Origin of the sequence: Pseudoduganella dura, assembly GCF_009727155.1 — a bacterium.
GTDB lineage: Bacteria > Pseudomonadota > Gammaproteobacteria > Burkholderiales > Burkholderiaceae_D > Rugamonas > Rugamonas dura.
On record NZ_WNWM01000002.1, the window covers coordinates 1,628,521 to 1,655,398 of the forward strand.

At 68.3% G+C, this 26,878-nt stretch carries 26 protein-coding genes; 15 read left to right on the forward strand and 11 right to left on the reverse strand.

Going from position 1 to position 26,878, the window contains the following annotated elements:
* The first annotated feature begins 119 nt into the window (after positions 1–119).
* Complete coding sequence (locus GJV26_RS07310; protein WP_155712304.1) at positions 120–1,265, forward strand: MFS transporter; 1,146 nt, start codon at positions 120–122, stop codon at positions 1,263–1,265.
* 13 nt (positions 1,266–1,278) lie between these two features.
* Here GJV26_RS07310 and GJV26_RS07315 read toward each other — a convergent pair whose 3' ends face one another.
* Positions 1,279–2,397, reverse strand: a complete 1,119-nt coding sequence (locus GJV26_RS07315; RefSeq protein ID WP_155708257.1) for an acyltransferase family protein — start codon at positions 2,395–2,397, stop codon at positions 1,279–1,281.
* Positions 2,398–2,479: 82 nt separating this feature from the next.
* A complete protein-coding gene (locus tag GJV26_RS07320) occupies positions 2,480–3,184 on the reverse strand; it encodes an oxidoreductase (protein ID WP_155708258.1) in 705 nt (234 codons plus the stop codon).
* On the opposite strand from GJV26_RS07320, the gene GJV26_RS30110 reads away from it, so the two are divergent.
* From GJV26_RS30110 to GJV26_RS07345, 6 genes are all read left to right on the forward strand, one after another.
* Positions 3,167–3,721 carry a substrate binding domain-containing protein gene (locus GJV26_RS30110; protein ID WP_229419199.1) on the forward strand — a complete coding sequence of 185 codons (555 nt, stop codon included), beginning with the start codon at positions 3,167–3,169 and terminating at the stop codon, positions 3,719–3,721. The two genes, GJV26_RS07320 and GJV26_RS30110, sit on opposite strands and share 18 nt — an antisense overlap.
* Positions 3,722–3,774: 53 nt before the next feature.
* A complete protein-coding gene (gene gluQRS, locus GJV26_RS07325) occupies positions 3,775–4,683 on the forward strand; it encodes a tRNA glutamyl-Q(34) synthetase GluQRS (RefSeq protein WP_229419200.1) in 909 nt (302 codons plus the stop codon).
* A 108-nt stretch (positions 4,684–4,791) separates the two neighbouring features.
* Positions 4,792–5,574 carry an OBAP family protein gene (locus tag GJV26_RS07330; RefSeq protein WP_155708260.1) on the forward strand — a complete coding sequence of 261 codons (783 nt, stop codon included), beginning with the start codon at positions 4,792–4,794 and terminating at the stop codon, positions 5,572–5,574.
* 106 nt (positions 5,575–5,680) lie between these two features.
* A complete protein-coding gene (locus tag GJV26_RS07335; RefSeq protein WP_155708261.1) occupies positions 5,681–6,016 on the forward strand; it encodes a DUF4124 domain-containing protein in 336 nt (111 codons plus the stop codon).
* A gap of 391 nt (positions 6,017–6,407) precedes the next feature.
* A complete protein-coding gene (locus tag GJV26_RS07340) occupies positions 6,408–7,142 on the forward strand; it encodes a PEPxxWA-CTERM sorting domain-containing protein (protein WP_155708262.1) in 735 nt (244 codons plus the stop codon).
* A 242-nt stretch (positions 7,143–7,384) separates the two neighbouring features.
* The gene (locus tag GJV26_RS07345) at positions 7,385–8,158 is read left to right on the forward strand and encodes an alpha/beta fold hydrolase (RefSeq protein WP_155708263.1); all 774 of its coding nucleotides are present in this window, start codon (positions 7,385–7,387) and stop codon (positions 8,156–8,158) included.
* Positions 8,159–8,382: 224 nt separating this feature from the next.
* Here GJV26_RS07345 and GJV26_RS30540 read toward each other — a convergent pair whose 3' ends face one another.
* Positions 8,383–10,323, reverse strand: coding sequence for a methyl-accepting chemotaxis protein (locus tag GJV26_RS30540; RefSeq protein ID WP_155708264.1), 1,941 nt, complete (start codon positions 10,321–10,323; stop codon positions 8,383–8,385).
* Positions 10,324–10,395: 72 nt separating this feature from the next.
* Between GJV26_RS30540 and GJV26_RS07355 the strand changes: the two genes are divergently transcribed.
* The gene (locus GJV26_RS07355) at positions 10,396–10,992 is read left to right on the forward strand and encodes a Rhs element Vgr protein (protein ID WP_195826279.1); all 597 of its coding nucleotides are present in this window, start codon (positions 10,396–10,398) and stop codon (positions 10,990–10,992) included.
* Here the strand turns inward: GJV26_RS07355 and GJV26_RS07360 are convergent.
* Genes GJV26_RS07360 through GJV26_RS07370 form a run of 3 tightly spaced genes read right to left on the reverse strand, consistent with a single transcriptional unit; the run spans position 10,970 to position 14,510 of the window.
* Positions 10,970–12,715, reverse strand: coding sequence for a putative bifunctional diguanylate cyclase/phosphodiesterase (locus GJV26_RS07360; RefSeq protein ID WP_229419201.1), 1,746 nt, complete (start codon positions 12,713–12,715; stop codon positions 10,970–10,972). The two genes, GJV26_RS07355 and GJV26_RS07360, sit on opposite strands and share 23 nt — an antisense overlap.
* Complete coding sequence (locus GJV26_RS07365) at positions 12,712–14,130, reverse strand: sensor domain-containing diguanylate cyclase (RefSeq protein ID WP_229427972.1); 1,419 nt, start codon at positions 14,128–14,130, stop codon at positions 12,712–12,714. Before GJV26_RS07365 ends, GJV26_RS07360 begins: the two co-directional genes overlap by 4 nt.
* Entirely contained in the window at positions 14,127–14,510 is a 384-nt protein-coding gene (locus GJV26_RS07370) for a phosphonate transporter (RefSeq protein ID WP_155708265.1), read from the reverse strand. The genes GJV26_RS07365 and GJV26_RS07370 overlap by 4 nt, the downstream gene beginning before the upstream one ends.
* A 249-nt stretch (positions 14,511–14,759) precedes the next feature.
* Between GJV26_RS07370 and GJV26_RS07375 the strand changes: the two genes are divergently transcribed.
* Complete coding sequence (locus tag GJV26_RS07375; RefSeq protein WP_155708266.1) at positions 14,760–15,068, forward strand: hypothetical protein; 309 nt, start codon at positions 14,760–14,762, stop codon at positions 15,066–15,068.
* Positions 15,069–15,156: 88 nt separating this feature from the next.
* Here the strand turns inward: GJV26_RS07375 and GJV26_RS07380 are convergent, their stop codons facing one another.
* On the reverse strand, positions 15,157–15,612 hold the full coding sequence (locus GJV26_RS07380) for a GNAT family N-acetyltransferase (RefSeq protein WP_155708267.1): 456 nt from the start codon (positions 15,610–15,612) through the stop codon (positions 15,157–15,159).
* A 200-nt stretch (positions 15,613–15,812) separates the two neighbouring features.
* Between GJV26_RS07380 and GJV26_RS07385 the strand changes: the two genes are divergently transcribed.
* A complete protein-coding gene (locus GJV26_RS07385; protein WP_155708268.1) occupies positions 15,813–16,685 on the forward strand; it encodes a CAP domain-containing protein in 873 nt (290 codons plus the stop codon).
* Between the two features lie 22 nt (positions 16,686–16,707).
* Here the strand turns inward: GJV26_RS07385 and GJV26_RS07390 are convergent, their stop codons facing one another.
* Positions 16,708–17,136 (reverse strand): hypothetical protein, encoded by a 429-nt coding sequence (locus GJV26_RS07390; RefSeq protein WP_155708269.1) that lies wholly within the window; start codon positions 17,134–17,136, stop codon positions 16,708–16,710.
* A 231-nt stretch (positions 17,137–17,367) separates the two neighbouring features.
* On the opposite strand from GJV26_RS07390, the gene GJV26_RS07395 reads away from it, so the two are divergent.
* Both GJV26_RS07395 and GJV26_RS07400 read left to right on the forward strand, forming a co-directional pair.
* Positions 17,368–18,081 (forward strand): S24 family peptidase, encoded by a 714-nt coding sequence (locus GJV26_RS07395; RefSeq protein WP_155708270.1) that lies wholly within the window; start codon positions 17,368–17,370, stop codon positions 18,079–18,081.
* Positions 18,081–18,488: a hypothetical protein gene (locus tag GJV26_RS07400; RefSeq protein ID WP_155708271.1), complete on the forward strand. Its 408-nt coding sequence runs from the start codon at positions 18,081–18,083 to the stop codon at positions 18,486–18,488. Before GJV26_RS07395 ends, GJV26_RS07400 begins: the two co-directional genes overlap by 1 nt.
* 19 nt (positions 18,489–18,507) lie before the next feature.
* Here the strand turns inward: GJV26_RS07400 and GJV26_RS07405 are convergent, their stop codons facing one another.
* Both GJV26_RS07405 and GJV26_RS07410 read right to left on the reverse strand, forming a co-directional pair.
* On the reverse strand, positions 18,508–19,536 hold the full coding sequence (locus tag GJV26_RS07405; protein WP_155708272.1) for an acyltransferase family protein: 1,029 nt from the start codon (positions 19,534–19,536) through the stop codon (positions 18,508–18,510).
* Complete coding sequence (locus GJV26_RS07410) at positions 19,533–20,540, reverse strand: acyltransferase family protein (protein ID WP_155708273.1); 1,008 nt, start codon at positions 20,538–20,540, stop codon at positions 19,533–19,535. The genes GJV26_RS07405 and GJV26_RS07410 overlap by 4 nt, the downstream gene beginning before the upstream one ends.
* 299 nt (positions 20,541–20,839) lie before the next feature.
* Between GJV26_RS07410 and GJV26_RS07415 the strand changes: the two genes are divergently transcribed.
* Both GJV26_RS07415 and GJV26_RS07420 read left to right on the forward strand, forming a co-directional pair.
* Positions 20,840–24,274, forward strand: a complete 3,435-nt coding sequence (locus GJV26_RS07415; protein ID WP_155708274.1) for a DUF4450 domain-containing protein — start codon at positions 20,840–20,842, stop codon at positions 24,272–24,274.
* 51 nt (positions 24,275–24,325) lie between these two features.
* A complete protein-coding gene (locus GJV26_RS07420; RefSeq protein ID WP_155708275.1) occupies positions 24,326–25,030 on the forward strand; it encodes a DUF1349 domain-containing protein in 705 nt (234 codons plus the stop codon).
* Between the two features lie 152 nt (positions 25,031–25,182).
* Here the strand turns inward: GJV26_RS07420 and GJV26_RS07425 are convergent, their stop codons facing one another.
* Positions 25,183–25,830: a hypothetical protein gene (locus GJV26_RS07425; protein ID WP_155708276.1), complete on the reverse strand. Its 648-nt coding sequence runs from the start codon at positions 25,828–25,830 to the stop codon at positions 25,183–25,185.
* Between the two features lie 148 nt (positions 25,831–25,978).
* Between GJV26_RS07425 and GJV26_RS07430 the strand changes: the two genes are divergently transcribed.
* Positions 25,979–26,857 (forward strand): NmrA family NAD(P)-binding protein, encoded by an 879-nt coding sequence (locus tag GJV26_RS07430; protein ID WP_155708277.1) that lies wholly within the window; start codon positions 25,979–25,981, stop codon positions 26,855–26,857.
* Positions 26,858–26,878 lie beyond the last annotated feature (21 nt).

The following is a 26,878-nucleotide window of genomic DNA, read 5'->3' on the forward strand; positions in this document are numbered from 1 at the left end:
CAGACCCCGTTTTCAGGAAATATTTCCTATTATGGGGGACTGTCCCCCGAAGTTTTAAAGCAACAGAAGGAGTAGCAGTGCACGTCCAACAACAAGAACAACAAGATATTTCCGCCGCCATGGTGTGGCTGATGGCAACGGCGACGGGCCTCATCGTCGCGAACCTGTATTACGCGCAGCCGCTGGTGGGGCCGATCAGCCGGGCGACGGGGCTCGATCCGGGCGCGGCAGGCCTGATCGTCACGCTCACGCAGATGGGCTATTGCCTGGGCATGCTGTTCATCGTGCCGCTGGGCGACCTGGTCGAAAACCGCAAGCTGATCGTCATGGCGCTGGCCGGTACCGCCTGCGCGCTGGCCGTGGCCGCGTTCAGCACCAGCGCGGCGCTGTTCCTGGTGGCGATGTTCTGCATCGGCCTCGGCTCGGTGGCCGCGCAGATCATCGTGCCGTTCGCAGCGCACCTGGCCAGGGAAGAAACCCGCGGCCAGACGGTGGGCACCGTCGTCAGCGGCCTGCTGCTGGGGATCATGCTGGCGCGGCCCGTGTCCAGCCTCGTCACCGATGCCTCCAACTGGCACGTGATCTTCGTGCTCTCCGCGGTGCTGACCGCCGGCCTGGCGCTGGTGCTGCACCGCCGCCTGCCGCAACGCGAACCGGACCATGAAAGCACCTACCCTGCGCTGCTCGCATCGCTGTGGCACCTGCTGAAGACCACGCCGATCCTGCGCCGCCGTGCCGCCTACCAGTTCTGCATGTTCGGCGCCTTCAGCCTGTTCTGGACCACCGTGCCGCTGATCCTCGCCAGCCCCGCGTTCGGCCTGTCGCAGACCGGCATCGCGCTCTTCGCGCTGGCCGGCGTGGCCGGCGCCCTCGCGTCGCCGATCGCCGGCCGCCGTGCCGACCAGGGCAAGTCCCGCTCGACGACGGCAATGGCCCTGATCGCCGGCGTGCTGTCGTTCGCCGCGCCGCTGCTGGTACACGGCGGCCGCACGTTCGAACTGGCCTTGCTGGTGGCGGCGTCGATCGTGCTGGACAGCGCCGTCTCCGCCAGCCTGGTCACCGGCCAGCGGGCGATCTACGCGCTCGGCGCCGACATCCGCTCGCGCTTGAACGGCCTGTACATGGCGATCTTCTTCCTGGGCGGCGCGATCGGCTCGTCGGCCGGCGGCTGGATGTATGCCCACCATGGCTGGCAGGGCGTGCTGGCGACGGGACTGATGTTCCCCGCCGCCGGCCTGCTGGTGTTCGCCACCGAGCGCAGGTAACCGGACCCGCCGCTCATACCTTGATGAACCAGCGCCGTCGCCACATCCCCCAGGCGACGGCGAACATGGCCAGCACGAACGCCACCGCATGGAGCAGCGAAGCGGCCTTCGGCGACACCGGCAGCGCCGCGATCGGCGCATACAGCGCCGCGCTCCAGCCGAAGTGGCCGATCGCGTTCGCCGCCAGGCCGGACAGCGCATACAGAAACAGCGCATTCATGCCGAAGATGACGAGCGGTCGCGCCAGCGCCGCGGCGCGCGCCCGCAGCGCGGTGGACGGCGCCGCATCCAGCAGCCAGTAGAAGGCCCCGAACACCAGCAGCGCCCAGCCCGTGGTCATCACGCAGAACGACGTGGTCCACAGGCTTTTGTTGACCGGCATGAGCACCACGTCCAGCATCGCGCCGGCCAGCACGAACGCCAGCCCGGCCAGCAGCATCCAGACGGTGCGCCCGGCGTCATCGACATGCGCGGCCAGCCACCTGCCGGCGAGCACGCCGAAAAGCTGGCTGCACAGCGCGGGAACGGTCGTAAACAGTCCTTCCGGGTCCCATGTCTTCGCCGGCGCCCACAAGTGCCCGGGCATCAGCATGCGGTCGATCCACGATGCCGCGTCACCGCCCTTCTCCAGCACGCCCGCGGCGATGGCGCCGTCGGCGCCCGGCACCGGCAACAGCAGCATCACGCCGCTGTAAAGCGCCAGCAGCGCGGCGATCCACCCGAGCTGCGCGCGCCAGCCGAAGTAAACGACGATCGGCGCCGCCAGCGCGGTGCACAGCGCGATCCGCTGCAGCACGCCGGGAATGCGCACGGTGGCGAAATCGAACGCGGGAAACAGGTTGAGGAACAGGCCGATCGCGAAGATCAGCGCCGCCCGCCGCCACAGCCTTGCGAGCAGCGCGGGCCGGTCGGCGCCGGCATCGGCCTGGCGCCCCAGCGACAGCGTCATCGACACGCCGCCGATGAACAGGAAGAAGGGAAAGATCCAGTCGGTGAAGGTCCAGCCGTGCCAGTCGGCATGCGCCAGCTGGGAATACAGGTTGCCCCAATCGCCGGGATTGTTCACCAGCAGCATCGCGGCGATCGTGAAGCCGCGGAAGGCGTCGAGGGAAAGCAAGCGTTGCGAAGGCATCCTGGAATCCCCGGGCATGGTCGAGCGCCGAATATAGAGCACGCCGTCATCGCTGTCCATCGCCGCGCCCCGGCGCCCCGGGTCACGCCAGCTCGCGCGCCTTGATGTCGGCGATCGGGCCGAGGATCGTGTTGTCGAACGCGGCCCGGCCGGTGCCTTCGGCCAGCTTGCGGGGGAAGTCCGGGTTGGCCAGCGCGCCGCGGCCAAGGGCCACGATGTGCGCGCCGCCGTCCAGTACCTGCGCGGCGCGCGCCGGGTCGTGCAGATTGCCGTTGGCGATCAGGGTGGTGCCCGGCGCATACCGGCGTGCCAGTGTCGCCAGGCTGTCGGCGCCGCCCGGGAACGCCGGCTGCCACGCTTCGAACTCGGTCACGTGGATGAAGTCCAGGCCCGCATCCGCCAGCGTGCCGAACACCGCTTCCGCATCCGCCTCGCCGCCGCCCCACTTGTGCGTGAAGTCGTTGACCTTGCCCTGCGAGATGCGCATGCCCACCGGCATATCGTCACCCACCGCCGCGCGCACCGCGTCGCACACGGCCACGAGCAGTTTCAGGCGCTGGTGGGTAGTGCCGCCCCAGCCATCGGTGCGCAGGTTGGTGTGCGCGGTCAGGAACTGGTCGAGCAGGTAGCCGTTGGCGCCATGGATCTCGATCCCGTCGAATGCGGCCGTGCCGATCGCGCGGCGCGCGCCGCGCTTGCGCCGGCCAGCGTCACCGCCAGCGGCGTGCTGCGCGCCACGGCGCCGGAAGTGTTCGGCCAGAGCGCCATCATGCCGCTGATTCCGCAATTGCTGGCCGACCACCCGGCGCTGCGCGTGGACCTGCGCCTGACGGACCGAATCGTCGACCTGGTCGGCGAAGGCCTCGATGTGGCGCTGCGCATCGCCCCGCTGCGCGACTCGGCGCTGGTGGCGCGGCGCATCGCGGGCAACCCCCGCATCCTGTGCGCATCGCCCCGCTACCTGAAGCGGCACGGCACGCCGCGCACCGTGCAGGAACTGGCATCGCACCAATGCCTGGTCCTGCAGGGCCTGAACGGGTGGACGTTCAACGACGGCGCACGCACCGTGCAGGTCGACGGCGCGTTCGCCAGCACCAGCGTGGGCGCGATCCGCGCCGCCGCCGAGCAGGGCCTCGGCATCGCCCGCCTCACCTGGTGGGACGTGCGCCAGCCGCTGGCCGAGCGCAAGCTGGTATCGATCGCGCTGCGGGATGGCGATCCCGGCGAGCAGGATGTGTGGGCACTGCTGCCCACGCGCCGCTACACGCCGCTGCGCGTGCGCATCTTCCTCGACGCGCTCACGGCGGCGCTGGCGGCCGCGTGACAACGGGCGGCGTCCGGTTGACGCCCGGCCGCGCGTTCACCGATACTTCGCGCATGACTTCGTACATCGGCCGCTTCGCCCCCTCTCCCACCGGTCCCCTGCACCTCGGCTCGCTCGTGGCGGCGATGGCCAGCTACCTCGACGCGAAGGTGCACGAAGGCCGGTGGCTGGTGCGCATCGAGGATGTCGACCGCGACCGAAACGTGCCCGGCGCCGATGAGCACATTCTCGCGTCGCTGCGGCGCTGCGGCATGGCGTGGGATGGCGAGGTCACGTGGCAAACGCGCCGCGGGGACCTGTACGAAGCGGCACTGCTTCAACTGGCGCCGCACGTCTACCCGTGCGGCTGCTCGCGCCGGGAAATCGCCGATTCACAGACCCGCCTGCAAACGCGGCTGGCCCTGCCACCCAACGCCACCCTCGTCTATCCGGGCACGTGCCGCGCCGGCCTGGCGCCGGGCAAGGCGCCGCGCGCACTGCGGCTGCGCACGCCGCTGCCCACCTGCGTGATCGGCTTCGAAGACCGCTGGCACGGCCATGTCGAGCAGGACATCGCGACCGAAGTCGGCGATTACGTGATCCGCCGCGCGGACGGCTTCTGGGCCTACCAGCTCGCCGTGGTCGTCGACGACGCCGCGCAAGGCATCACCGACATCGTGCGCGGCGCCGACCTGCTCGACTCCACGCCCCGCCAGCTCTACCTGCAGGAGCTGCTGGGCGCGCCGCACCCGCGCTACCTGCACGTGCCCGTGGTGGTCAATGCCGATGGCGAAAAACTGTCGAAGCAGACCGGCGCGGCGGCGTTCGACAACGGCGCGCCGCCGGCGCAATTGCTGGCGGGCAGCCTACTGCCCGCGGCCCGCTTTCTCGGCATGGAAATCCAGGCCGGCACCATCCCCGCGTTCTGGCGCGCCGCCGTGCCGGCGTGGGAAAACCTGCTGCGCGACCGCGGCGGCCTGTAAAGCCGGCCTGTAAAGCTTGGCTGCATGGCCGGGCAGCAAAACGGTACTGTAGCGGTGCGCCGGCCCGCGCCGCGCCGTCGTAGCATGGGCGCCCCAAAGGAGCCCCTCATGAAACCACTTTCCATTCTCCTGTGCGCGCTGGCCGCACCCGCCCTTGCCCAGCAATCCGTGCCGCCGTCCGTCGGTCCGGCCGGCGCGCCGAAAAGCACCAAAACCCAGGTACTGGAAGCCGGCGCCAAGGTATTGCAGAGCGCGGCGCCGATGCGCGGCTTCGACATTTACCTCGTCGGCTTCCACCCGATGAAGGACGCGCCCGAGCTGCAGATGGAGGCCCACCACTGGTGCCACCAGCGCAACGAGGATTTCGCGCAGTGCATCCTGTTCGACGGCAACACGGCCGCGGCCAACATGAACGGCGTCGAGTACATCATTTCCGAGAAGGCCTACCAGCTGCTGCCGGTAGCCGAGCGCAAATTCTGGCACCCGCACAACGGCGAGATCCTCAGCGGCCAGCTGGTGGCGCCGGGCCTGCCGGATGCGGCCGAGAAAGCGCTGATGAAGACCAAGATGAACAGCTACGGCAAGACCTGGCATACCTGGAACACGGGCCACGAAGGCCATACCGGCGAAGCGCTGCCGCTGGGCGAGGCGCAACTGGCATGGTCGTTCAGCCGCGACGGCGAAGCAATGCCGGCAATGGTGCAGAAGCGCGACCGCAAGCTCGGCATCGACAGCGCGGCGAAACGGCGCGACCGCGCCGACCTTCGGGCATTGGCCAGGCCGCAACCGGGCGTGGATGCGCTGAAGGGCAAGTTCGCCCGGCCAACGACGCCGATTCCAGGTGTCGTCGACGCGTTGCCCAGGCCTGCGGTGAACTCAGCGGAACAATAGCGCGTGCCTTTGTAGGACTGGTCCTCCGCGCGATCGTGGGCTGGCGAACAGACCCATGGATGGCTCCGGCGCACACTGCCTCCATCGTTCGAACAGGAGGTGAATCATGCGCCGTGCCATTCTTCCCGCTGCCCTCAGCCTGGCCTTGCTGGCCGGCTCGGGCGCGCTCGCCAACGACCAGATCTACAAATGCATCGATCCGAACGGCGCCACGCTGTTATCCGACAAGCCATGCGCCGTGATCGAATCCGTGCCGGCCGACACGGCGCCGGCCGAAGGCGTAACGGTTTCCGGCGACGTTGCCGCGCAGCCCGCCGTCGAGCAGGGGCGCGGGCAAGTCGCCAAGGAATACTACAAGCTGCCGACGGCTGAAGTCGACCAGGGCAATGGAACAGGAAACCGCTCGCCAGCACCCCGCCGAAGGTCGACGTGGCCACGCTGAAGGCCGCCCGGCTGAAGCTGGAACTGGAAGACAAGACGGCGTCGCTGCGCCAGGCCAGCCTCGACTGAGTGTGGCGCCAGGGCGACACCCTGGCTTGCATGAATTAAGTCATTGCGCGCATCGGCCGTCCGCACCAGTACTGCGGTGGCTTGCAGAGTGAAGTCTCCCGCCCTTGCCGCTAGCGCTACCAAAGTTTGTTCATCGCTCCGCATTCCCTGGCGGACACATCCGTATTGACGTGGCACTTTGTTACAAATAATTCATCTTTCCTCTTTGACACATGGTTGGCTGCCTGCCGAGAATGGTTTGCCGCGTTGATCAAAAATCAACCGTACCGGCGACCCCGGTCGCGGCAATTTTGGTGCTCACTCAACCACAACAAGGAATGCACATGAAGATGAAGCAGGCTTACATGGTGTTGGCATTGGCGTTTGCTGCGGGCGGTGCCGCCGCGGCCACGACGGACTTTTCTTCCGGCACACAAGGCTGGCAGGGAACCCAGCCGGCGGACGGCAATGGCTATTCGGCCATCGACACGTCGCTGGGCAATGACGCACCGGCCTACCGCACGGTCATCAACAACTTCGGTATCACGTTCGCCAACAGCACGAACGCCGAATTCGTGCGCGACTATACGGCGACCTCGGCAGTAACATTCGGCATCGACGTGCTGACGCAGCAGGTCAGCTACTTCGGCCAGGACGTCACGCGCGACCTGGTGCTCGAGCTGCGCGACTATGACAACGCCGGCAACGGGCTGCCTTACACCAGCGTGTGGTACACGATCGGCACGCTGGACGCCTCGGTGGGTGGCTGGCAGCACTTCTCCGTGACCATCGGCGACACGTCGGCCGGCGGCCTGCCGTCGGGCTGGGGCGGCTACGGCGCCGAGGATGCGGTCGGCAATCCGTTCCTGCCGGCGGACCGCACGTTCGCCAGCGTGCTGGCCGGCGTCGATGAAATCGCCTTCACCACTTACAAGCCGGGCTTTGCGTATGGCTTCACCGACTTCGACGTTGCCGTCGACAACATCAGCGTCAGCGCCGTGCCGGAACCGGGCACGTACGCGATGCTGCTGGCCGGCCTGGGCCTGGTGGGCGCCGCCGCCCGCCGCCGCCGTGGCTGATGCCTGACGCCTGATCATGCTCCCCGGCGCGGCGCGGCCGCACGCGCCGGGGAACGGGACGGCGATCGCCTGGTGCGGATCGCCGTCATCCTTGCGTTCCCGGCTGCAGTCGTACTCCAGGCCGTGCCCGCTGCCATGCCTGATGCCGCTCTTGTTGCCCTCTGTTGCCGTCGTTCCCTGCCGTCACGTTTCGCTCGATGCCGGCTCTATAATGCGCGGTCTGCCGATTCCGCGAGAGAGCCATGAGCACACCCGATCCCCGTCCCGCCGTCGTCCTGCTGCACAGTTCGATGAGTTCGCGCAGCCAGTGGGCCGCGCTGATGGCCGCGCACGAAGCGCGCTACCGTTTCATCGCGCTCGACCTGCTAGGCTACGGCAAGGCGCCGTTCCCCGATGAAGCGATGCGTTCGAACTTTTCGCTGGCGCACGAAGTGGCGGCCGTGCAGGCCGCGCTGGCATCGCACCTCGGCGAAGACGAACCGTTCCACCTGATCGGCCATTCCTACGGCGGCGCCATCGCGTTGCGGCTGGCGCGCACGGCGCCCGCGCGGATCCGCTCGCTGGCCGTGTTCGAACCCGTCGCCTTCCACCTGCTTGAGGCTGCCGATCCCGGCCGTGCCGAAGTGAGCGCCGTCATCGCCGCGATCGAAGCCGCCGCCACGGCGGAAGAAGCGACGCGCAGCTTCATCGACTACTGGAACGGGCCCGGCGCCTTCGACGCGATGCCGGCTCCCGTGCGCGAGCGCTTCACGGCCCAGGTGGCCAAGGTGAAGCTCGACTTCGTCGCCCTGACCGGCGACCCCGCCACGCTGCGCGACATGGCGGCGATCGGCATCCCCGCCCTCGTGCTCACCGGCCGCGCCGGCCCCGCTTCCACCCGCGCCGTGGCCACCCGCCTCGCCGCCGCCCTCCCCCGCGCCGCCACCGCCCGGACGCCCGGCGGCCATATGGCCCCCATCACGCACGCCGCCGACGTCAACCGCGAACTGGTCGACTTCCTGCAAAAGGTTTCCTGAAAGCGCGCCGTCCGGCGATCCGGCCTGCCCGGCATTCCGGCAGCGCTACTGTTCAAGCTATCCGGTGTCGGACACCTGAAGGTGTCGGACACCGGTTTTCGCCAGCGTGCAGCCGATATTCACGCAAAAAAACCGGTATCCGACGACAGCGACGCAAGCTGTCTGCAATGTCGAAATTCGCTCATCTGAACGGTATCAGGATCTTCCCCGGTTTTTTGGAATCATCAGCGGGCGCTGGCCGGTTCCAGCCGGAACACGCTCATCGTCCGCACCAGTGCGCGGCCCTGCTCTTCCAGGCTGGCCGAGGCGGCGGCGGTCTGTTCGACCAGTGCGGCGTTGTGCTGGGTGACGTCGTCGATCTGCGTGATCGCGATGTTGACCTGCTCGATACCCGAGCTTTGCTCGCTGGACGCCTGCGAAATATCCTGCACCAGGCCGGCCACGCGTTGCACGCTGTCGAGGATCTTCGCCATCGCTTCGCCCGCGCTGCCGGCCAGCGCGTTGCCGGCGCCCACCTTGGCCACGCTGGCATCGATCAGCGCCTTGATTTCCCTGGCGGCGGCGGCCGAACGCTGCGCCAGCGTGCGCACTTCGCCGGCCACCACGGCGAAGCCGCGCCCCTGCTCGCCGGCACGCGCCGCTTCCACGGCGGCGTTCAGCGCCAGGATGTTGGTCTGGAACGCGATGCCGTCGATCACGGCGATGATGTCGACGATGCGGCGCGAGTCTGCGTCGATCTCGCCCATCGTGCTCACCACGCGCAATACCGCGTCGCTGCCCTGCCGAGCCACGCCGGTAGCGGCGCGCACCAGCGTATCGGCATTGCGCGCATGCTCCACGTTCTGCCGCACCGTCGCCGTCAGTTCCTCCATCGATGCCGCCGTCTCTTCCAGGTTGGAGGCCTGCGATTCGATCCGCGTCGACAGGTCGGCGTTGCCGCTGGCGATGTCGGCGGTGGCGGCGCTGATCGCGTCCACGCTCACGCGCACGTCGCCGACGATGCCCCGCAGGCTTTCGTTCATGTCGCGCAGCGCGCGCAGCATCTGCCCCACTTCGTTCGGCGGGCCCACGTCGATGTCGCCGGCCAGGTCGCCGGCGGCCACGCGCTGCGCCACCAGCACCGCGCGATTCATCGGCACCGTCACCGAGCGCGCAACCAGCAGCCCGGCCAGGCCGGCCAGGCCCACCAGCACCGCCAGCGCGGCGATCATCAGCGCACGGTCGCGTTCGAAGTCGGCGATGCGTTCCTCGAACACGGTATGGAGCACTGCGCGCGATGCGTCGTTCAGCGCGAACAGCGCGTCGATCGTTTTCGTGGCGTCGCCGAAGAAGGCATCGGAAGATGCCGTGATCTCGGCCGCCGCCACCACTTCGTCGCCGGCGCGCCGCGTCAATGCGCGCACCGCGTCGGCGCTTTCCTTCATCCGCGGCCCCAGTTCGGCGGCAAAGCGCGGATTGGCGCGGGCCGCCTTGTCGAAGGCGTTCATGGTCTGCGCCAGCCGGTCTTCGGCACGCGCCAGCAGCGCCGAGACGGCGAAGCGCTCTTCCGGCGAACCTTCATGGCGCGTCAGCAGAACCGCTGCGCGCGCCCGCAGCTTGCCCAGTTCCTCGGTGAGCACCGGCATCTGGAACACGGTCGCCTGCAGCAGCTGGTAGGTGTCGCGCTCCGGGTCGAGCGACAGGCCGTAATGGTCGCCGATCAGTTCCTGCAGCCGCATCAGCCGCAGCACGATCGAGGAATGGACGGCAAAACTGTCCGCCGGCGCGATGTCCTTGCGCGCAACCGCCGCGGCCACGCCTTGCCAGTCGCGCCTTGCGCCATCCCGCAAGGCGGCCAGTTCGCCATCGCCGGTGGCCGCGACTGCCGCATCGATGGCGTCGAAGGCCGCGTCGGCTTCCCGCTGCTTGGCGGCGCGGCGCGCTTCGGCATCGCCGCCGGCCAGCACCATCGCCGACAGGCCGCGGTGCTGCTGCGCCAGCCGCACGCCTTTCAGCACATCGGCCACCGCCGGCATGCCGGCCAGCTCGGCTTCGTAGGCGGCCCGCGCCTTTCCCGCCTCATGCAGGTACAGCCAGCCGGGGATCGCCGCCATCGCAAGCGACAGCACGGCCAGGAAAAGAAATTTGTGGGAAAGCTTCAGGCGGGAAAGGAACGGCGCGAACATCGGGTAATCTCCAGTCGACACGGCATGCTGACGAAGATTCTATCCCGCAACAAATGACGCAATGCAACAAAATTGAAGAAAACGAATAATGTCGGATCGCGCAGACAGTCGCGTCCCCTGACCGATGGCGAAATCGCCTGCTGCAGCAAGCTGTTCGGCACGGCGGTCGACTACACGCGGGTGCGCATCCATGCGCGCGGCTGGTTTTTCGGCTGGCAGTGGCGCCACACGGCGATGGCGCCGGATGGCCATATCTGGTTCCTGCGCGACGATTACCGCGACGATTTTTCGCGCGAGCCGGCGTGGCGGCTGCTGTGGTTCATCCACGAGATGGTGCACGTGTGGCAGTGGCAGCTGGGTTATCCGGTGATGTGCCGCGGCGCGCTGCGCGCCGGCCTTTCCTACCGCTACCTGCTGCTGCCGGACCGCCGCCTGGGCGATTTCAACATGGAAGCGCAGGGCGACCTGCTGGCGGACTGGTTCGCGCTGCGCTGGCTCGGCGAGCCCGGCGCGATGCGCCAGCGCCAATACGCGCAGGATGCCTGGCTGTTCGAAAACGTGCTGGGCGATTTCCTGGCCGACCCGGCCAACCCGGCCAGCCTGCCGCGCCTGCCGTTGCCGTTCGCCGCGCGCACGATGGCGCTGCTCAGGAAACGGCGCTCTGCCTGAGCCACTCGGCCAGCGCATCCTGCGGCAGCGGGCGGCTGTACAGGTAGCCCTGCCCCTTGTCGCATTGCAGCGCGCGCACCACGTCGGCCTGTTCGAGCGTCTCGATGCCCTCGGCCACCGTGTTCATGCCCAGGCTTTGCGCCACTTTCACGGTCGCCTCGATCAGCACCCGATGGTGATGGCTCGTTTCGCTCTGGCTGACGAACGAACGGTCGATCTTGACCGTGTCCACCGGCAGCAGGTGCAGGCTGGCCAGCGACGAATAGCCGGTGCCGAAATCGTCCAGCGCGAGCGTGATGCCGAGCGCCTTCAGTTCGTGCAGCCGCAGCTGCACGTCGGTATCCTGTGCCGCCAGGCTTTCCGTCACCTCGAGCTGCAGGCGCTGCGGATCCATGCCCGTTTCACCCAGGATGCGCGCCACCGTGCCGGCCCATTCGCGCTGCCCCAGCTGCGCGCGCGACAGGTTCACCGCCAGCAGCCGCGGCGCCAGCTCGCCCAGCTCGTGCTGCCAGCGCACGAAATCGCGGCAGGCCCGCTCCAGCACGAAATCGCCCAGCGCGCCGATCAGGCCGCACTCCTCGGCCACGCCGATGAACTCGAACGGCGGCACGACGCCGCGCACCGGGTGCTGCCAGCGCACCAGCGCCTCGACGCCGGCCGAGCGGTCGGTGCCGCCATCGGAGCGCAGCGCCACCACCGGCTGGTACACCACGAACAGCTGCTCGGCCTGCAGCGCCAGGCGCAGGTCGGTCTCGATATCGGTGCGGCGGGCGGACCGCTCGCGCATCTCCGCTTCGAAGCGCACGAAGCGGGCCCCGCCGGCACGCTTGGCTTCCACCATCGCGATGCCGGCATCGCGCAGCAGCGCGTCGGGCTCGTGGCCATCGCCCCACGCGATGCCCACGCTCATGTTGCACACCACGTCGTGCCCCTGCAGATGGAAGGCGCGGCCGATCGCGCCGATCAGCCGGGCGGCCACGCTTTCGGCATCCTCGACGCGGCGCAATCCGTCGAGCACCACCACGAATTCGTCGCCGCCCACGCGCGCCGCCAGCTGGCCGCTGCGCTGGCCCAGCGGAAGGCGATCGGTGGGGGGACGCAGCACGTTGCGGATGCGCTCGGCCACCATCACCAGCAACTGGTCGCCCGTTGCCTGGCCCAGCGTGTCGTTCACCTGGCGGAACCGGTCGCAGTTCATGAACAGCACCGCGAAGCCGCCATCGTCCTTGCCGCCGCTGTCCCGCTCCAGTATCCTGCGCAGCTCCTCGTGGACGGCGCTGCGGTTCGGCATCCGCGTCAGCGCATCGGTGCGCGCCGCGGACGAAAGGCGGGTGGCCAGCCGCTCCTGTTCACGCTGCGCCTCCAGCGTGATGTCGGTGACCGCGGCCATCAGCCGGTTCCGGTCGATCTTCATCACCGACAGCGACAGCACCTGCGGGCCGTCGCGCCCGTCCGGCGCGTCGATCCGCAAGCCTTCGACGACCACGCCGGACGGCGTGTCGCAACGGGCAACCCTGTCGCGCAGATCCGCCGCCGCGGCGCCGAAGATGGCGAACAGGTTATCGAGCGCGCCTTGCGGCGCCAGCGGCATCAGCAATTGCGCCGCCATCGGGTTCAGCATGTCGATGGCGCCTTCGATGTCGGCCTGCAGCAGGCCGATCGGCGTGCGGTACAGGAACTGCATCAGCGCCTCGTAGGCGAGCTTGTCGTCGTGCTCCATCATGCGGCGACGCCCGGCAGGTCGGCGGTCCAGCAGACCACGCGGTTGCGGCCGCCGGCCTTGGCGGCATACAGCGCGCGGTCGGCGCGCTTGAGCAGGTCGTCGATGTTGCCTGCCTGCGCGTCCGCCAGCACCACGCCGGCACTGACGGTGAACGTGACCGCCGCGCCGTCCGCACGCACGGTCAGGCCTTCGACGGCCGCCAGCACGCGCCGTGCCACGGCGCAGGCCTGCGTGATCCCGGTCGACGGCAGCAGCACGGCGAATTCCTCGCCGCCCAGCCGGGCCACCACGTCCACGGCGCGGAACGTGGTGCGCAGCGCTTCCGCGAAGGCGCGCAGCACCGCGTCGCCCACCGGGTGGCCGTGCGTATCGTTGACGAGCTTGAAATGATCGAGGTCGAACAGCGCCACCGCCACCGGCCGCGGATAACGGCGCGCGCGGCCCAGTTCCAGCTCCGCGGCGTGGAAGAAGCCGCGGCGGTTGGCAACGCCGGTCAGGTGGTCGCTGAACACGGCCTGGCGCCAGCTCTCGCTGGCATCGCGCCGGTCGGTGATGTCGCGCAGGACCAGGCAATAGGCCGGATCGGTGTCCGGTGCCGCCGGGTCGCGCTCCGGCAACGGCGAAATCATCGCGCTGGCCCAGAACGGCGTGCCGTCGGCGCGCAGGCGCAGGCCTTCATCCAGGCTCCAGCCGCTGCCGTCGGCCTCGCGCAGCAGGTCTTGCGCATGTTCCGGCGTGGTCGTGTCGCCGGGCTCGAACACCGCGTACGGCTGGCCGACGACCGACCGGGTGTAGCCGGTCACGCGGCCGATGCTGTCGTTCCATTGCTCGATCCGGCCGGCGCCATCCAGGCTCACGAGCGCGTAGTCGGAAACACTGGCCAGCAGAGCGTTGAGCCACGCGTCGCTCTGGCGCAGCTGGCGGTCGCGCTGCACCTGCAAGGTCACATCCTGCAACACGCCCATCAGGCGCGCCGCGTCGAGCTTGACGATCGACAGGGCCAGGATGCGCGGCCCGGCACGCCCGCCGCCGCCGTGCAGGTGGATGTGCAGGCCATCGCAGATCTTGCCGCGCGGCGCCGTGAACTGCTGGCACAGCGTGCGCACTTCCGGCGCCACGTCCTGCAGAGCGGTGAACAGGTTGTCCAGGCAGCCGTCGCGCGACAACGGCATCAGCAGCTGGGCCGAAATCGGGTTGATCAGCGTGATCGCGCCATCGGTCCCGGCCTGCACCAGGCCCACCGGCGCCAGGTACAGGAACTGCATCAGCGCCTCGTGTTCGGCCGCCAGGTCCAGGCCCGCGGCGGCGCCGGCATCAGCACCGGCATCAACGCCCGCGTCGGCGCAGGAGCGGGGAACCGGTTCCGGCGCGAGACCGGAAGCAGGGCCGGGGCCGGACATGGGGCTGTCGTTCACGGCTGCCGCTGCACGAGCACGTAACGCGTGGCGGCGCCGGGCAGCGCCAGCAACCGCAGGCGCACCCTGGCCGGGCGCATCCGCAGCGTCAGCACATAGGAAATCGTTTCGTCGAGGGTAGCACCGTCGGCCTGCGCATCGTCGAAACGCTGTGCCACCATGAAGTTGTTCATGCACGGCGCAACGCTGGTGAAGAACGGCTGCCCCACCACGCTCTGCGGCGACAGGCCGGCCGCCTGCGACTCGAAGCGGTTGTAACGCCGCACCACGGTCGCCTCGTCGAATCCGATGACGCCAAACCCCAGCTCGTCGAGCTGTTCGTCGGTGAGCGCGGCAAGCCGCTGGTCCAGGTCGGGCTGGTCGAATGCTAGGGCGTTCATCGTCACTCCGTGTAAAAAAGCGCAAGGGATCTGGCGCAAGCACCACGAACCTGAGCAAGTCAGGTTGATGCGCGGCAATAGATGCTGACACGTGCATATCGGCCTGTCAATCCACGCACGGTTGAAAGTTACTATTTTCCCCCTCTGGAAACAGGCTTTTGCCGAGGGTAACGAAACGCGGTCCGGCTCCATACGATGCTAGCATCAAACTTCGAGTCACCCATTAACTCACTGGAAAAGGAACGCATCATGACCATGACCAAAGCAACCAAAGCGATTTTCGCAGCAGCCCTGTGCTTCGGCCTGGCCGCCTGCAGCACCACCGGCACGGATTCCAGCAGCGGCGCGAGCGACAGCTCGGCAACCGGCGCGGGCGCAACGTCCGGCAGCAGCTCCATGAATTCCGGCACCGCGGGTTCGACCACCTCCGGTTCCAGCACGTCCGGTTCGACCGATTCGAGCCAGTGGAATCAAACCGGCAACACGCCGGCCACCGCCACGCCGGGCACGTCGCCTACCAATCCGAGCAACGCCGACGACAACTCGGTCAAGAAATAACGTTGCGTTGCGATTGAACCGGTGGCCCGCTTCGGCGGGCCATTTTTTTTACCTGATCTGCGCCGGATTTCTGCCGGTTCGGGCCGGTCTATGGCAGCGCCAGCCGGTAGCGCAGCTTGCTCCGCTCCCCGCGCGAATACGTGGCATACGATGGCGGCACCGGCACTTCTTCCACGAGCTCGCAGCCAAGTCCTTCCAGCGTGCGCCGGCAGGCGGCGTTGTCCGGCGTGGTGGTGATCCACACCGGATCGAGCCCGAGCCGCGCCACTTCCGGCAGCAGCGCCCGCACCGCCAGCCCGGCAAAGCCGTGGCCACGGTGCGCCGCTTCGACGGCAAAGCCGATCTGCCCCAGCAGGTGCGTGAAGACGTGGGTATGACCGTTGCGCAGGCTGATTGTGCCCACGCGGATGCCGCCCGCCACGATGTGCCAGCGCCAGGCACGCACGCCCCATGGCGAACCGGCTGCACTGTAAGCGGTGTGCAGCACCAGTTCCACGCAGGCAGCGCGGTCGTCATGAAAGGGTGTGGCGGACGGCAAGGACAAGATCTGCTGGCAGGTTCGTTATGAGCCGCCAGCTTACCACCGCCGGCGCCATGCGAGGCCGGTATCGGACACGATCCCGGCGCCTCTATTACCCCGCCTTCGCACGTCGCCGTTTCGCTTGCGACACAGACCCGGTATACGGCAAAATCGTCTTTTACATGCACAACTTCGCGATACTTCATTCATCTTTCGGCAATATTATGCATCCTTCACGATTTCGGCTTGCGACGCCGGTACTGTCGCTGATGGCTGCGCTGCTGCCGGCGGCCGTGAGGGCCTTGCCCGCGCATGCGCCGCAAGCCCGGCATGCGCCGGGCCTCGCCACCCTGATCAACGCGTACCGTGCCGCGCCCGGAACGTGCGCCGGCATGCCGGCCACGCCGGTACCGCCCCTCGCCGTGGAACCGGCCCTGTCGCAGATCCACATCGCCACCGGCACCTTCCTCGAACCGGCGCTGGAACGCGCCGGTTATCCGGTCGAACATGCCGAGGCGCTGTTCGTCTCGGGCGCCAGCGAACCGGCCGAAGCGATGCAGGCGCTGCGCGACAAATACTGCACGCGCCTGCTGGGCGACGGGATCTCCGCCGTCGGCACCATCCGCGTGGCCGATGGCTGGCACGTGGTGCTGGCACGCCCCGAAAAGCGCGAGCTGCCGCAAGCCGACGGCATCGGCGAGGAAACCCTGGCCGCCGTCAACGCTGCCCGCGCCGCGCCGCGCAAGTGCGGCGATGAACAGTTCGGCGCCGCGCCGCCGCTGCGCCTGAACCGCGCGCTCGACGCGGCGGCCCTGTCGCACAGCCAGTACATGGCGCAAGTGCGCTACTTCAACCACCAGCAGAAGAACGGCAGCGTGGTCGGCGACCGCGCGCTGCGCGCCGGCTACCGGTGGCGCACGATTGGCGAGAACATCGCTTCCGGCCAGCGCACTGCGCAGGAAGCGGTCGAAGGCTGGCTGGACAGCCCGGGCCACTGCGCCAACATCATGAACGCGGCCTTCGTGGAAATGGGGGTCGGCTATGCCGTCAACCCGGCCCGCGGCACGCTGTACTGGACCCAGGTGCTGGCCCGCTGAACGTGCCGGCGCGATGCGGCGCCTAGAGGGAATTTCGTACATCCTTCACCGCCTGCGCCGCGGCCCGGGCTATTTCGGCGATGTCCTGGTCCTTCCGCCGGTCGAGCCAGCGCACCACGCCGCCCAGCAGCCACCACGCGGGCAGCCCCGCGACCACCAGCAGCGGCACGGCCACCACCGCCACGCCCAGCGCGGGATCGATGCCGCACAGCGCCATCACCGAGCCGGCCGACACGAACAGCGTGGGCCACCAGGAATGCAGCGCCACCAGCAGGAACGGCCCGATGATCGCCGCCATCGACGTGGCGCAGATGAACCGCACCCATCCTTCCCGGCGGGTGCGGGGCCACATGAACAGGAACGTCAGCACACAGGCCAGCGCGCCGGCCAGCAACGGCGCTGCAAAGAGTGTGAGAAGCGCGCTGCCGGCCGCGCCGATTACGATGGTCATGGTGCCTGTCTCCTGGTGGATGTCGCGGCCCGGAAGTTCCCAGCTGTTGCTTGAGTGAACTCAAAAAAGCATCAGACCGCTTGCAATCGACTTTATCAATTGATATAGTCCGAGTCAAGCGTTTGCTAATCTATCGAAAACGGCGCCCCATGGATCGATTTTCCACGGCGGTTTTTATCAATCGTCTGCATGTCTTCTTTTGCATGCCTTCCTTTGCATGACACCTTCTGCATGAACATCTACAGACATCGGCGGGAGCGACTTGCTTCCCTGATCCACGACCAGCATGGCGGCACGCGCAAGGCACTGGCGGAGGCCAGCGGCTGGAGCGAGGCACGCATCTCGCAGATCCTTTCCTCCACTTACCGCGAGGGCCGCGCGTTCAGCGAAAAGATCGCCCGCAAGCTTGAAAACGACCTGTCGCTGCCGGCGATGTTCTTCGACCATGGCGCGATCGCCCCGGCCGAGGAGCCATCGATGGCGCCCAATTTCCTGCGCGTGCGCCCGTTCGATGCGCACAGCCCCGGCATCGTGCAGATCCGCCGCGTGCGCCTGCGGCTGTCCGCCGGCATCGTGGGCTTTGCCGTCGAACCCGATGAAGAAGCGGGCGCCTCGTTCGGCGTGGAAACCGACTGGCTGGCGCGCAACCGCTTCGATCCGGACGAGCTGCTGGCCCTCGAAGTGACCGGCGAAAGCATGGAACCGCGCCTGTACAAGGGCGACCTGGTGGTGGTCAACACGGCCGACAAGACACCGGCGGACGGCCAGGTCTTCGCCGTCAACTACGAGGGTGAAACGGTGGTCAAGCGGCTCACGCGCGATGCCGGCAACTGGTGGCTCACCTCCGACAACCCGGACGTGCGCCGCTTCCCGCGCAAGCTGTGCGATGGCGCCACATGCCTGCTGATCGGCCGCGTGGTGCTGAAGAAAAGCGAGAACATCTGATGCCGGAGCGCCGCCTGGCGTGCATGTTCGTCGATGGCGTGGAAAACGCCGGCACCCAGTCGCTGCACTTCATCGGCGGCGCGCACGACCACATCCTGCTCGATGTGCCCGGCGCCGTGGCCGAACTGTGCATCTGGGTCAGCGTGGAGGCCCAGGCGGCGGCGCCGCTGCGCAAGCTGGCATTGTCGCTGTGGGCGCACGGCATGGAAATCGACTGGATCACCTACGAGGATGCGGCCGTGGCGCCGCCCGAAGGCCGGCACGGGCCGGCCTACACCGTCGACCACATCTTCAGCATTCCCGCCTGGCTCACGTTCCGCGATTGCGTGTTCGAAGTGCGCGCCGCGGGCGACAACGCGGCGATCGGCACCGCGTTGCTGACCCTGGAGCTGCCGCCGCCTTTCTAAAGCTGCTCCCGGTACATATTCAGGCCAGGGCACCGTGGCGGCGCGCCATCATGGCGCCCGCCACCCTGCCGCCGACGCGCTTGCCGACGGCGATCATCGGCTGCTCCACGAGGTGGAACGCGAGGTACGGGAAGACCAGCGCCATCGCCACGAATGCCCCCGCCTGCACCGCGAGCGGCAGGTGGTCCAACGAGCGGAACGCCACCATCAGCGCAGCGAAATGGGTGAGATAAATACCGTAGCTGTACTTGGCCACGATATGGCTGGCGCGATTGAGCCAGCGCGCGGACAGTTCGCCGAACCATGGAATCGCCAGCCCGAGCAGCAGGCACGTGATCCAGCGCGGACCCATCTGGTTTCCGTCGGACGCCACCCACGGTAGCGCGGCCAGCAACACCGCCGGCGGCCACAGCCACCCGGGCAGCACGCCGTGCCGGCCGAAGCGCCACGCGACCAGCCCCGGCAGGAAGCACGGCGCGTAATCGAGCACCAGCAGCCGGCCGGAAATCTCGGGCCGCAGGTGCGCGATCGGCAGCGCCAGCAGCCAGGCGCCAACCATCCACCACGCGGGGCGGCGGCGAAACGCCATGAACAGGAACGGCAGCGCGCAGTACATCTGCAATTCGAGCGGCAGCGTCCACAGGCCGCCCACCATCGATTCCTCGAAGACCAGGTTTTGCGTCAGCGTGAGGTTGGCCAGCAGCTGGCGCGGCGTCCATGCCGATCCGGGCAGCGCCGCCGCGACCAGCACGCACACGATCGCCAGCGGATAGATGCGGAACACGCGATGCACGAAGAACTCGGCCACGCGAGGCCAGCCCCACAGGCGGCTGCGCTCGAGGGAGCCCATCAATACATAACTGGTGTGGACAAAGAACATGATCACGCCGAGCTGGCCGACATGGTGCAGCAGTTCGCTGGACTGGCGCGTGACGATGATGACCGCATGTGAGCAGAACACGCACAGCACGGCGGCCGCGCGCACGAAATCCAGGTTGGCGCCGGCCGGGTGCATTGCCTGGCCCGTGCCCTTCGCAGCGGCGTTCATGCGGCGATCCTTTCAGGCCGCGGCGCATCGCCGCCCGACCATTTACGATTGAGCCAGCGCCGCGCCGGCCCCTCGATGAGATAAAAACTCGCTACCCCCAGGCACAGCGACAGCGCCAGCCCGGCCAGGCGCTGGGCCCACGAGCCGTCGCCATACAGGTAGGCCGGCTGCTGCCACAGGTACAGCGAATACGACCACAGCCCCAGCATCCGCAGCGGCTTCCACGACAGCACGCGCTGCACCAGCGGCGTGGCCGATGGCAGCAGGTTCACCGCCAGCGCGAACAGCAGGCCGCCCGCGTAGGTCTGCACCAGCACCGGCACCGACCACCATTGCGTGAGCATCGCCGCGCCGAAGATCGCGCCCCAGGCCGGTGCCGGCACCGCGATGCGGCGCTGGCCGATCAGCAGGTACAGGAACACCGAGGCGAACAGCGTGAAAGCGGCGATCTCCGTATGCAGCAGCATGCCCGTCAGCGCGCGGCCTTCGTGGTGCGTCACGTACCATGCGCCCGCCACGATGCTGATGCCCATGCACAGCGTGACGGCCAGCAGCATCCGGCTGCCCGAGCGCCCCGCCGCGACGGCCATCCCCGCCAGCAGCAGGTAACTGTGCTCCTCGACGCACAGCGACCAGAAGTGCCCGACCGGCAGCACGGCATGCCCCAGTTCGCCCGGAAAGTAGTTGAACGTGAACGTGGCCGCGGCCAGCAGCTCGGACCATGAAACCGGCATGCCGGCAAGCGCGCAGCCCAATACCACCACGGCCAGGTACACGTACGCCGCCGGGAATATGCGCGCGACGCGGCGGCGCAGGAAGTGCCCCACGGGCACGCGCTGCGTGATCAGCAGCCGCACCATCAGGAAGCCGGACAGCGCAAAGAACAGCCGCACGCCCACCGCCCCCATGTTCACGCCGGGCACCGGCAAATAGTGGCCGACCAGCAGCAGCAGGATCGCCAGGCCGCGCCAACCGTCGAGGTACGTGAGCTGTTCGGAGCGCATGCGGCCTCCTGCCGGGTAAAAAAGGTATTGTCATTTGTTATTTTATTTTTGGCAAGCTTTCGCGGGGAGGCTGTTGCAAGCCCGCTCCTCAGGACCGGGCAATCCAGGAATATTTCTCAAAACCGGGGTCAGACCCCAGTTTTTGGAAATATTCCTGAAAACCGGGTCGCGGGAGCGTAAGGCCGAGCCTCACCCGCTACGCAGGCGAGGAGGATGCTTCGCCGGAATCCATCGATCAAGCCGATGACTATTCCCGCCCCGCCATCCATGACCCCGCCGTTTTCCGCTACCTTTCCCCGATGAGCATACGATTCGCAGTCACCCTCGCCTGCCTGCTCGCAGGCGTTGGCATGGGCCAGGGCGCGGCGCACGCGGCGCCGGCCTACAAGCCCGAGGCACCGTCCCTCGTCCCCAACCTGCAGGGCCGGCTCGACCGGCCGCTGCGCTACCGCCCAGAGGGCGCCGACTTCGTCATCGACGAGGGTCGCGAGTTCTTCAACCGCCCGCTCTACGGCGGCAACACGGCGTTCCGCGTGGACGGCGGCGACCGCCCCGAGTTCGCGCTGTACCTGCCGGGCCGCGGCGGCAACCTGCGCCTCGGGGTACGCACGAAGGGCGGCACGCTGTGGCTGCACGAGGCGCGGCATGTGCAGACCCGCTATCGCCCCGGGGAACTGCATTACGAGATCGCCGACGGTCTGCTGGGCCCGAACGGGCGTATCCGGGTGGCGGCCGTGGCCTATGCCGCGACCGAAGGCCTGGCGGTGGAAATACGGGGCGAAGGATTGGCCGCGGGCGCCGAACTGGTATTCGCCTTCGGCCCCGGCAACGGCCAGCGCGGCCGCCGCGACGGCGACATCGGCACCGAGCGCGTGCCCATCGGCGAATTCTTCCAGTTCTCGCCCGCGTTCGCGCGCGGCGCGAAGTTCGACGTGTCCGGCCACGGCTTCACGGTCGCCACCGCGAAGGCCACCATCAGCATGACAATGGGCACCAGCGTTGGCACCAGCGTTGGCACCACCGCCGGCGCCGCGCCGCAAGTATGGAAAGCGCCCGCCGGCCAGTGGAATGCGTTACCCACGCTGCTCGCCTCCGCCGGCATCGGGGCGGGCGACGAAAACGTCGCCGTCGGCCGCGTGCCGCTCGGCGCGGCACCGGTGCACCTGGCGCTGCAGGTCGTGGCGCGCGAACAGCCCCGCGAGCAGCAGGTCTATCGGGAAGCGGGCGCCAGCGACGACAGCGGCAAGCGTCAAACCCTGCTGCCACGCTTCACGCCGGCCGAACTGCCGCAACGCTTCGCCGACGCCACCGGCCACTTCGCCCGGCTGCGCAACCACGTGCGCATCGAAACGCCGGACCCTTACCTGGACGCCGCGATGGGCGCGCTGAACGTGGCGGCCGATGCGGTGTGGGACGATACCCAGCAGGCGATCATGCACGGCGCCGTGGCGTGGCGCACGAAACTGCTGGGCTGGCGCGGCCCATATGCGCTCGATGCGCTGGGCTGGCACGAGCGCTTCCGCCGCAATGCCGATGCGTGGACCGTGCGCCAGGATACATCGCCGGTTCCCGGCTCGCCGCCGCCGCCCGAGCGCGCCACCAACCTCGCCCGCAACGAGGAAGGACTGCATTCGAACGGCGACATGAGCAAGTCGCACTACGACATGAACATCGGCTTCGTCGACGCGCTGCTGCGCCACCTGCTGTGGACCGGCGACATGGATTACGCGCTCGCCGCCTGGCCCGTGCTGGAGCGCCACCTGGCGTGGGAGCGCCGGCTGTTCCGCCGCGAGTTCGGCCCGTCGAAACTGCCGCTGTACGACGCCTATGCCGCCATCTGGGCCAGCGACGACCTGTTCTACAACGGCGGCGGCGCCACCCACACCACCGCCTACAACGCCTGGCACAACACGATGGCCGCGCGTATCGCCCGGCTGATCGGCAAGGACCCGGCGCCTTACGAAGCGGAAGCCGCGGCCATCCACCGCGCGCTGCGCGAGCAGCTGTGGATGCCGGAACGCGGCGCATTCGCCGAATACCGCGACGCCCTGGGCGGCCGGCAGCTGCACCCCAGCTACGCGCTGTGGACCTTCTATCACACGCTCGATTCGCGTGTGCCCACGCCGTTCGAGGCGGCGCGCATGGCGGCCGACCTGGACCGCCACCTGCGCCCGATCCCGGTACGGGGCCCCGGCGTGCCGGCCGACCGCCCGTATGCGGTGCTGCCCACCACGGACTGGATGCCGTATTCCTGGTCGATCAACAACGTGGTGATGTCCGAGAACCTGCATACGGCCCTCGCCTACTGGCAGGCGGACCGCGCCGAGACCGCGTTCGCCCTCGCGAAAGGCGCGCTGCTGGCCAGCCTGTATATGGGCATCAGCCCGGGCAACATCGGCAGCATGAATTACCTCGACGTCTACCGCCGCGAATCGCAGCGCGACTTCGCGGACGGCTCGGGCGTGATGTCCCGCGCGCTGGTCGAAGGCCTGTTCGGCGTGCGGCCCGATGCGCTGGCGGGCGTGCTGACGGTGCGGCCGGGCTTCCCCCACGACTGGCACCACGCGCGCCTCGCGCACCCGGACGTGGCCGTGGCCTGGCGCCGCGACGGCAATCACGAAACGTGGACGGTCAGCCAGCACGGCAAGCGCTTCCGGACGCTGGCCTTGCAGGTACCCGCCCGCGCCGCCGAGATCGCGGCCGTGACGGTGGATGGCAAGCCGGCCCGCTGGCAAGCGGAAGCCGGCGCCGTCGGTGCGCCGCGCCTGCTGGTGGAGGTGCCGCTGCACGCCGCCGTGACGATCGATATCGCCTGGCGCGGCGACGCCATCGAGGACGCGCGCGCGGCCCCGGCGGCGGCCGCTCCAGGCAACGGTTTCATGCGGGACGGCTCGACCCGGGAAGGTTTTACGCAAGAAGGTTTTACGCAAATGCGCCAGGGCGACTTCACCTGGTGGCGCGCCGCGCCGTCCGCGCCGCCGCCATCGGCCTGCACCCTCGAAGGCCCCGGCTGGACTGCCGGCGCGCCGGTGCGTTCCCGGCACGTCGAACTGGCGTTCAACGACCGCGTGACGGAGCTGTTCAAGCCGTTCAAATACCTGTCGCCCCGTTCGGCGCACGTCACGCTGGCCCTGCCGGCGCAAGGCGCCGGCGCCTGGGCCGGCCACGTCAACGAATTGCCGGTCGTCGACGATGCCGGCCTGCGCGCGCTCGGCGGCACGCTGCGGCTGCCGAACGGGCTGTCGTTCGCCACGCCCGTCGCCGGCGCCAACGTGGCATTCACCTCGCTGTGGGACAACTACCCGCGCGATACCACCGTGCCGCTGTCCGGCCGGGCGGCGCGCGCATTCCTGCTGATGGCCGGTTCCACCAACCACATGCAGAGCCGCATCGACAACGGCGAGATCGTGGTGGCGTATGCCGACGGCACCACCGCGCGCACGCCGCTGCGCAACCCGGACAACTGGTGGCCCGTCGAGCGCGACTACTTCACGGACGACTACCAGTTCCCGCTGTGCGGCGCGCTGCCCGTGCGCGTGGACCTGAAGACGGCCATGGTACGGGTGCCCGACCCCGCCACGTTCAAGGGCGCCGGCCGCGAAGCCATCGACGGCGGCGCCGCCACGGTGCTGCAGGTGCCGCTGGACCGTTCGAAGACGTTGAAGAGCGTGACCGTGCGCACGCTGGCCAACGATGTCGTCATCGGCCTGATGGGGGTGACGCTGGACCGGTGAACCTGCACCGGCAACTCCGCACGCGACAACCTGACCTGGAGATGTTCAACCATGCAATTCGCCACGACCGCCGGCAGCACGCTGCTGTGCTCCACGCTGATCGCAACGACAATGTTCATTCACACCGCAAGGGCTGGAAACATGGAAAAAGAGTGCTCCGTCAAGCTGCCCGGCATCCACTTCACGAAGTGCCTGAACGACGCCGACCGGAAAGCCACCGTGGCCGGCGATGCGGTCACCATCGTGGCCGGCGCGAAGCAGGATTATTTCAACGACCCGGACGACAAGCTGTCGAACAACACGGCGCCGGTGCTGCTGACCAGAGTCGACAACACCAGGCCGTTCACGTTCGTGGCCCGGGTGGCGCCGCAGTTCAAGGCCACGTATGACGCCGGCGCGCTGTACCTGTTCGTGACCGAAAAACTGTGGCAGAAGTTCGCCTTCGAACTGGACGAACGCGGCACCACGCGGATCGTGAGCGTGCGCACGATCGACACCTCCGATGACGCCAACCACGATCCCGTCAGCGACAAGGCCACTTACCTGAAACTGTCGTCCGACACGAAGACCGTGGGCCTCTACTACTCGAAGGACAAGACCACCTGGCACCTCGCACGGCTCTACAGGAACAGCTATCCGGCCACCGTGTGGCTGGGGCTGAGCGCGCAATCGCCGCTGGGCGACGGCAGCGGCACGGCGTTCACGGCGCCGGTGCTGACGAAGGAAAGCGTGAAGGATTTCAGGCTGGGGAACTGAGGGGCGGGCCGTCACCTGCTGCAGATCGGCCGTCGAAGCGCTTGCCGCCTGCCGCGCGATCGGCGGCCCGCCGGCGTCGGGCAGGCGCACGGTAGCTTCGACCAGCAGGATGATGCGGAAACATCCGTGCAATCTTATCGCCCCAGTCATGGTTATCTGGCGCCGATGGCCCGCGTGACCGCACGCATCACGTCGAGATCGGCTTCCGTAGCCGGCAGCTCGATGGCGCAGCGCTTGCCGGTGCGCGGATTGAACAGCCCTACGCTGAAGCGGGCGGGTTCGCCCTCGCTGTGCGTGGCGCGAAAGTTCCACTGCTTCCTGCCGATGCGCACCACGAGTTCGGGAGCATCGTCGCACGTCGAGACGCCGAGCTGGGTGCGGGGCAGCGCCCGGCCGCCGTTATCCGCCGCCAGGTGCAGCAGGATGAAGTGCAGCACATCGGCCACCGAATACATCCGCAGCACGGGCGCGATCCGCTCGATGGTGCTGGCCGACGTGATGAACCAGTGCGGGCACGGGCACTCGTTCAGCAGATTCTGCAGCGGCGCGTGGCACTGGTGGCAGCAGCCCTGTTCGCGGGCCGCCAGGAAGCGCTCGCGGCGGCGCGTGTCGCGGCCGAACGGGGCCAGGGCGGCGATGCCGCGGGCCAGCGGATCGGCGCTCGCGGCCGGCGGTGCGGGCATGGCCGGCGCGCGCGGCTCCGCCACCGGATGGGAGCGGGCTGGCATGGCGCCCGGCCATGTCCGGCCGGCCAGGCGTTCGGTGTCGGGCGTTACCCGTTCGGCTGTTCCAGTATTCATTCCCACCTCGCTCTGTTGTCTCACATGATTTGACGAACGGCGGGCGGATTTCCTCCGCTGAAACGAGAAAATGTTTACCTTGACAATTAGATGTCGATTGAATTCTAATTTGGATGTTGATCATCATCTTACTTGCCAGGGAGTTTTCATGGGTACCAGGACTTTTCTCGTTGCCGGCGCCACCGGCGATACCGGCCGCCATACCGCGCACGAGCTGCTAGCCGGCGGGCACGCGGTTCGCGCCTTCGTGCACCGGGTCGATGAGCGCTCGGAAGCGCTGCGCGCCGCAGGCGCGGACATCGTGACCGGCGACCTGCTCGATATCGATGCCGTGCGCGCGGCGCTCGATGGCGTGCACGGCGCCTACTTTGTCTACCCGCTGCGCCCCGGCCTGCTCGATGCCACCGCGTATTTCGCCCAGGCGGCGCGCGAAGCCGGCACCGGCGTCGTGGTCAACATGTCGCAGATCTCGGCTCGACGCGATGCCGCCAGCAATGCCGCGCGCAATCACTGGATCGCCGAGCGGGTGTTCGACTGGTCCGGCGTGCCGGTGGTGCACGTGCGCCCCACCTATTTCGCCGAGTGGCTGCTGTATCCGCACGTGCGCGCGGCGATCCGCGACGAAGGCCTGATCAAGCTGCCGTTCGGCACCGGGCGCCACGCGCCGATCGCCGCCGAAGACCAGGGCCGCGCCATCGCCGCCCTGCTGGCCGATCCGGCACCGCACCTCGGCCGCACCTACACGCTGAACGGCCCGGAAGAGATGGACGAACATGGCATCGCCGCCGCTGTCGGCGAGGTGCTCGGCCGCACCATCAGCTACCAGCCGATTTCCATCGACGAGTACCGCGCGCGGCTCGCCGCCACCGGCCTGTGGCCGTACCTGATCCAGCACCTGGTCGAAGTGGGGATCGACTGCAGCAACGGCGTATTCCGGGGCACCGACCGGATCATCGGATCGCTCACCGGCAAGGGGCCGATGACTGTGCAGGCATTCGTCCGCAAGCATGCCGCTGCATTCGGCTGAACGCACGCACCTCGAAAGGAA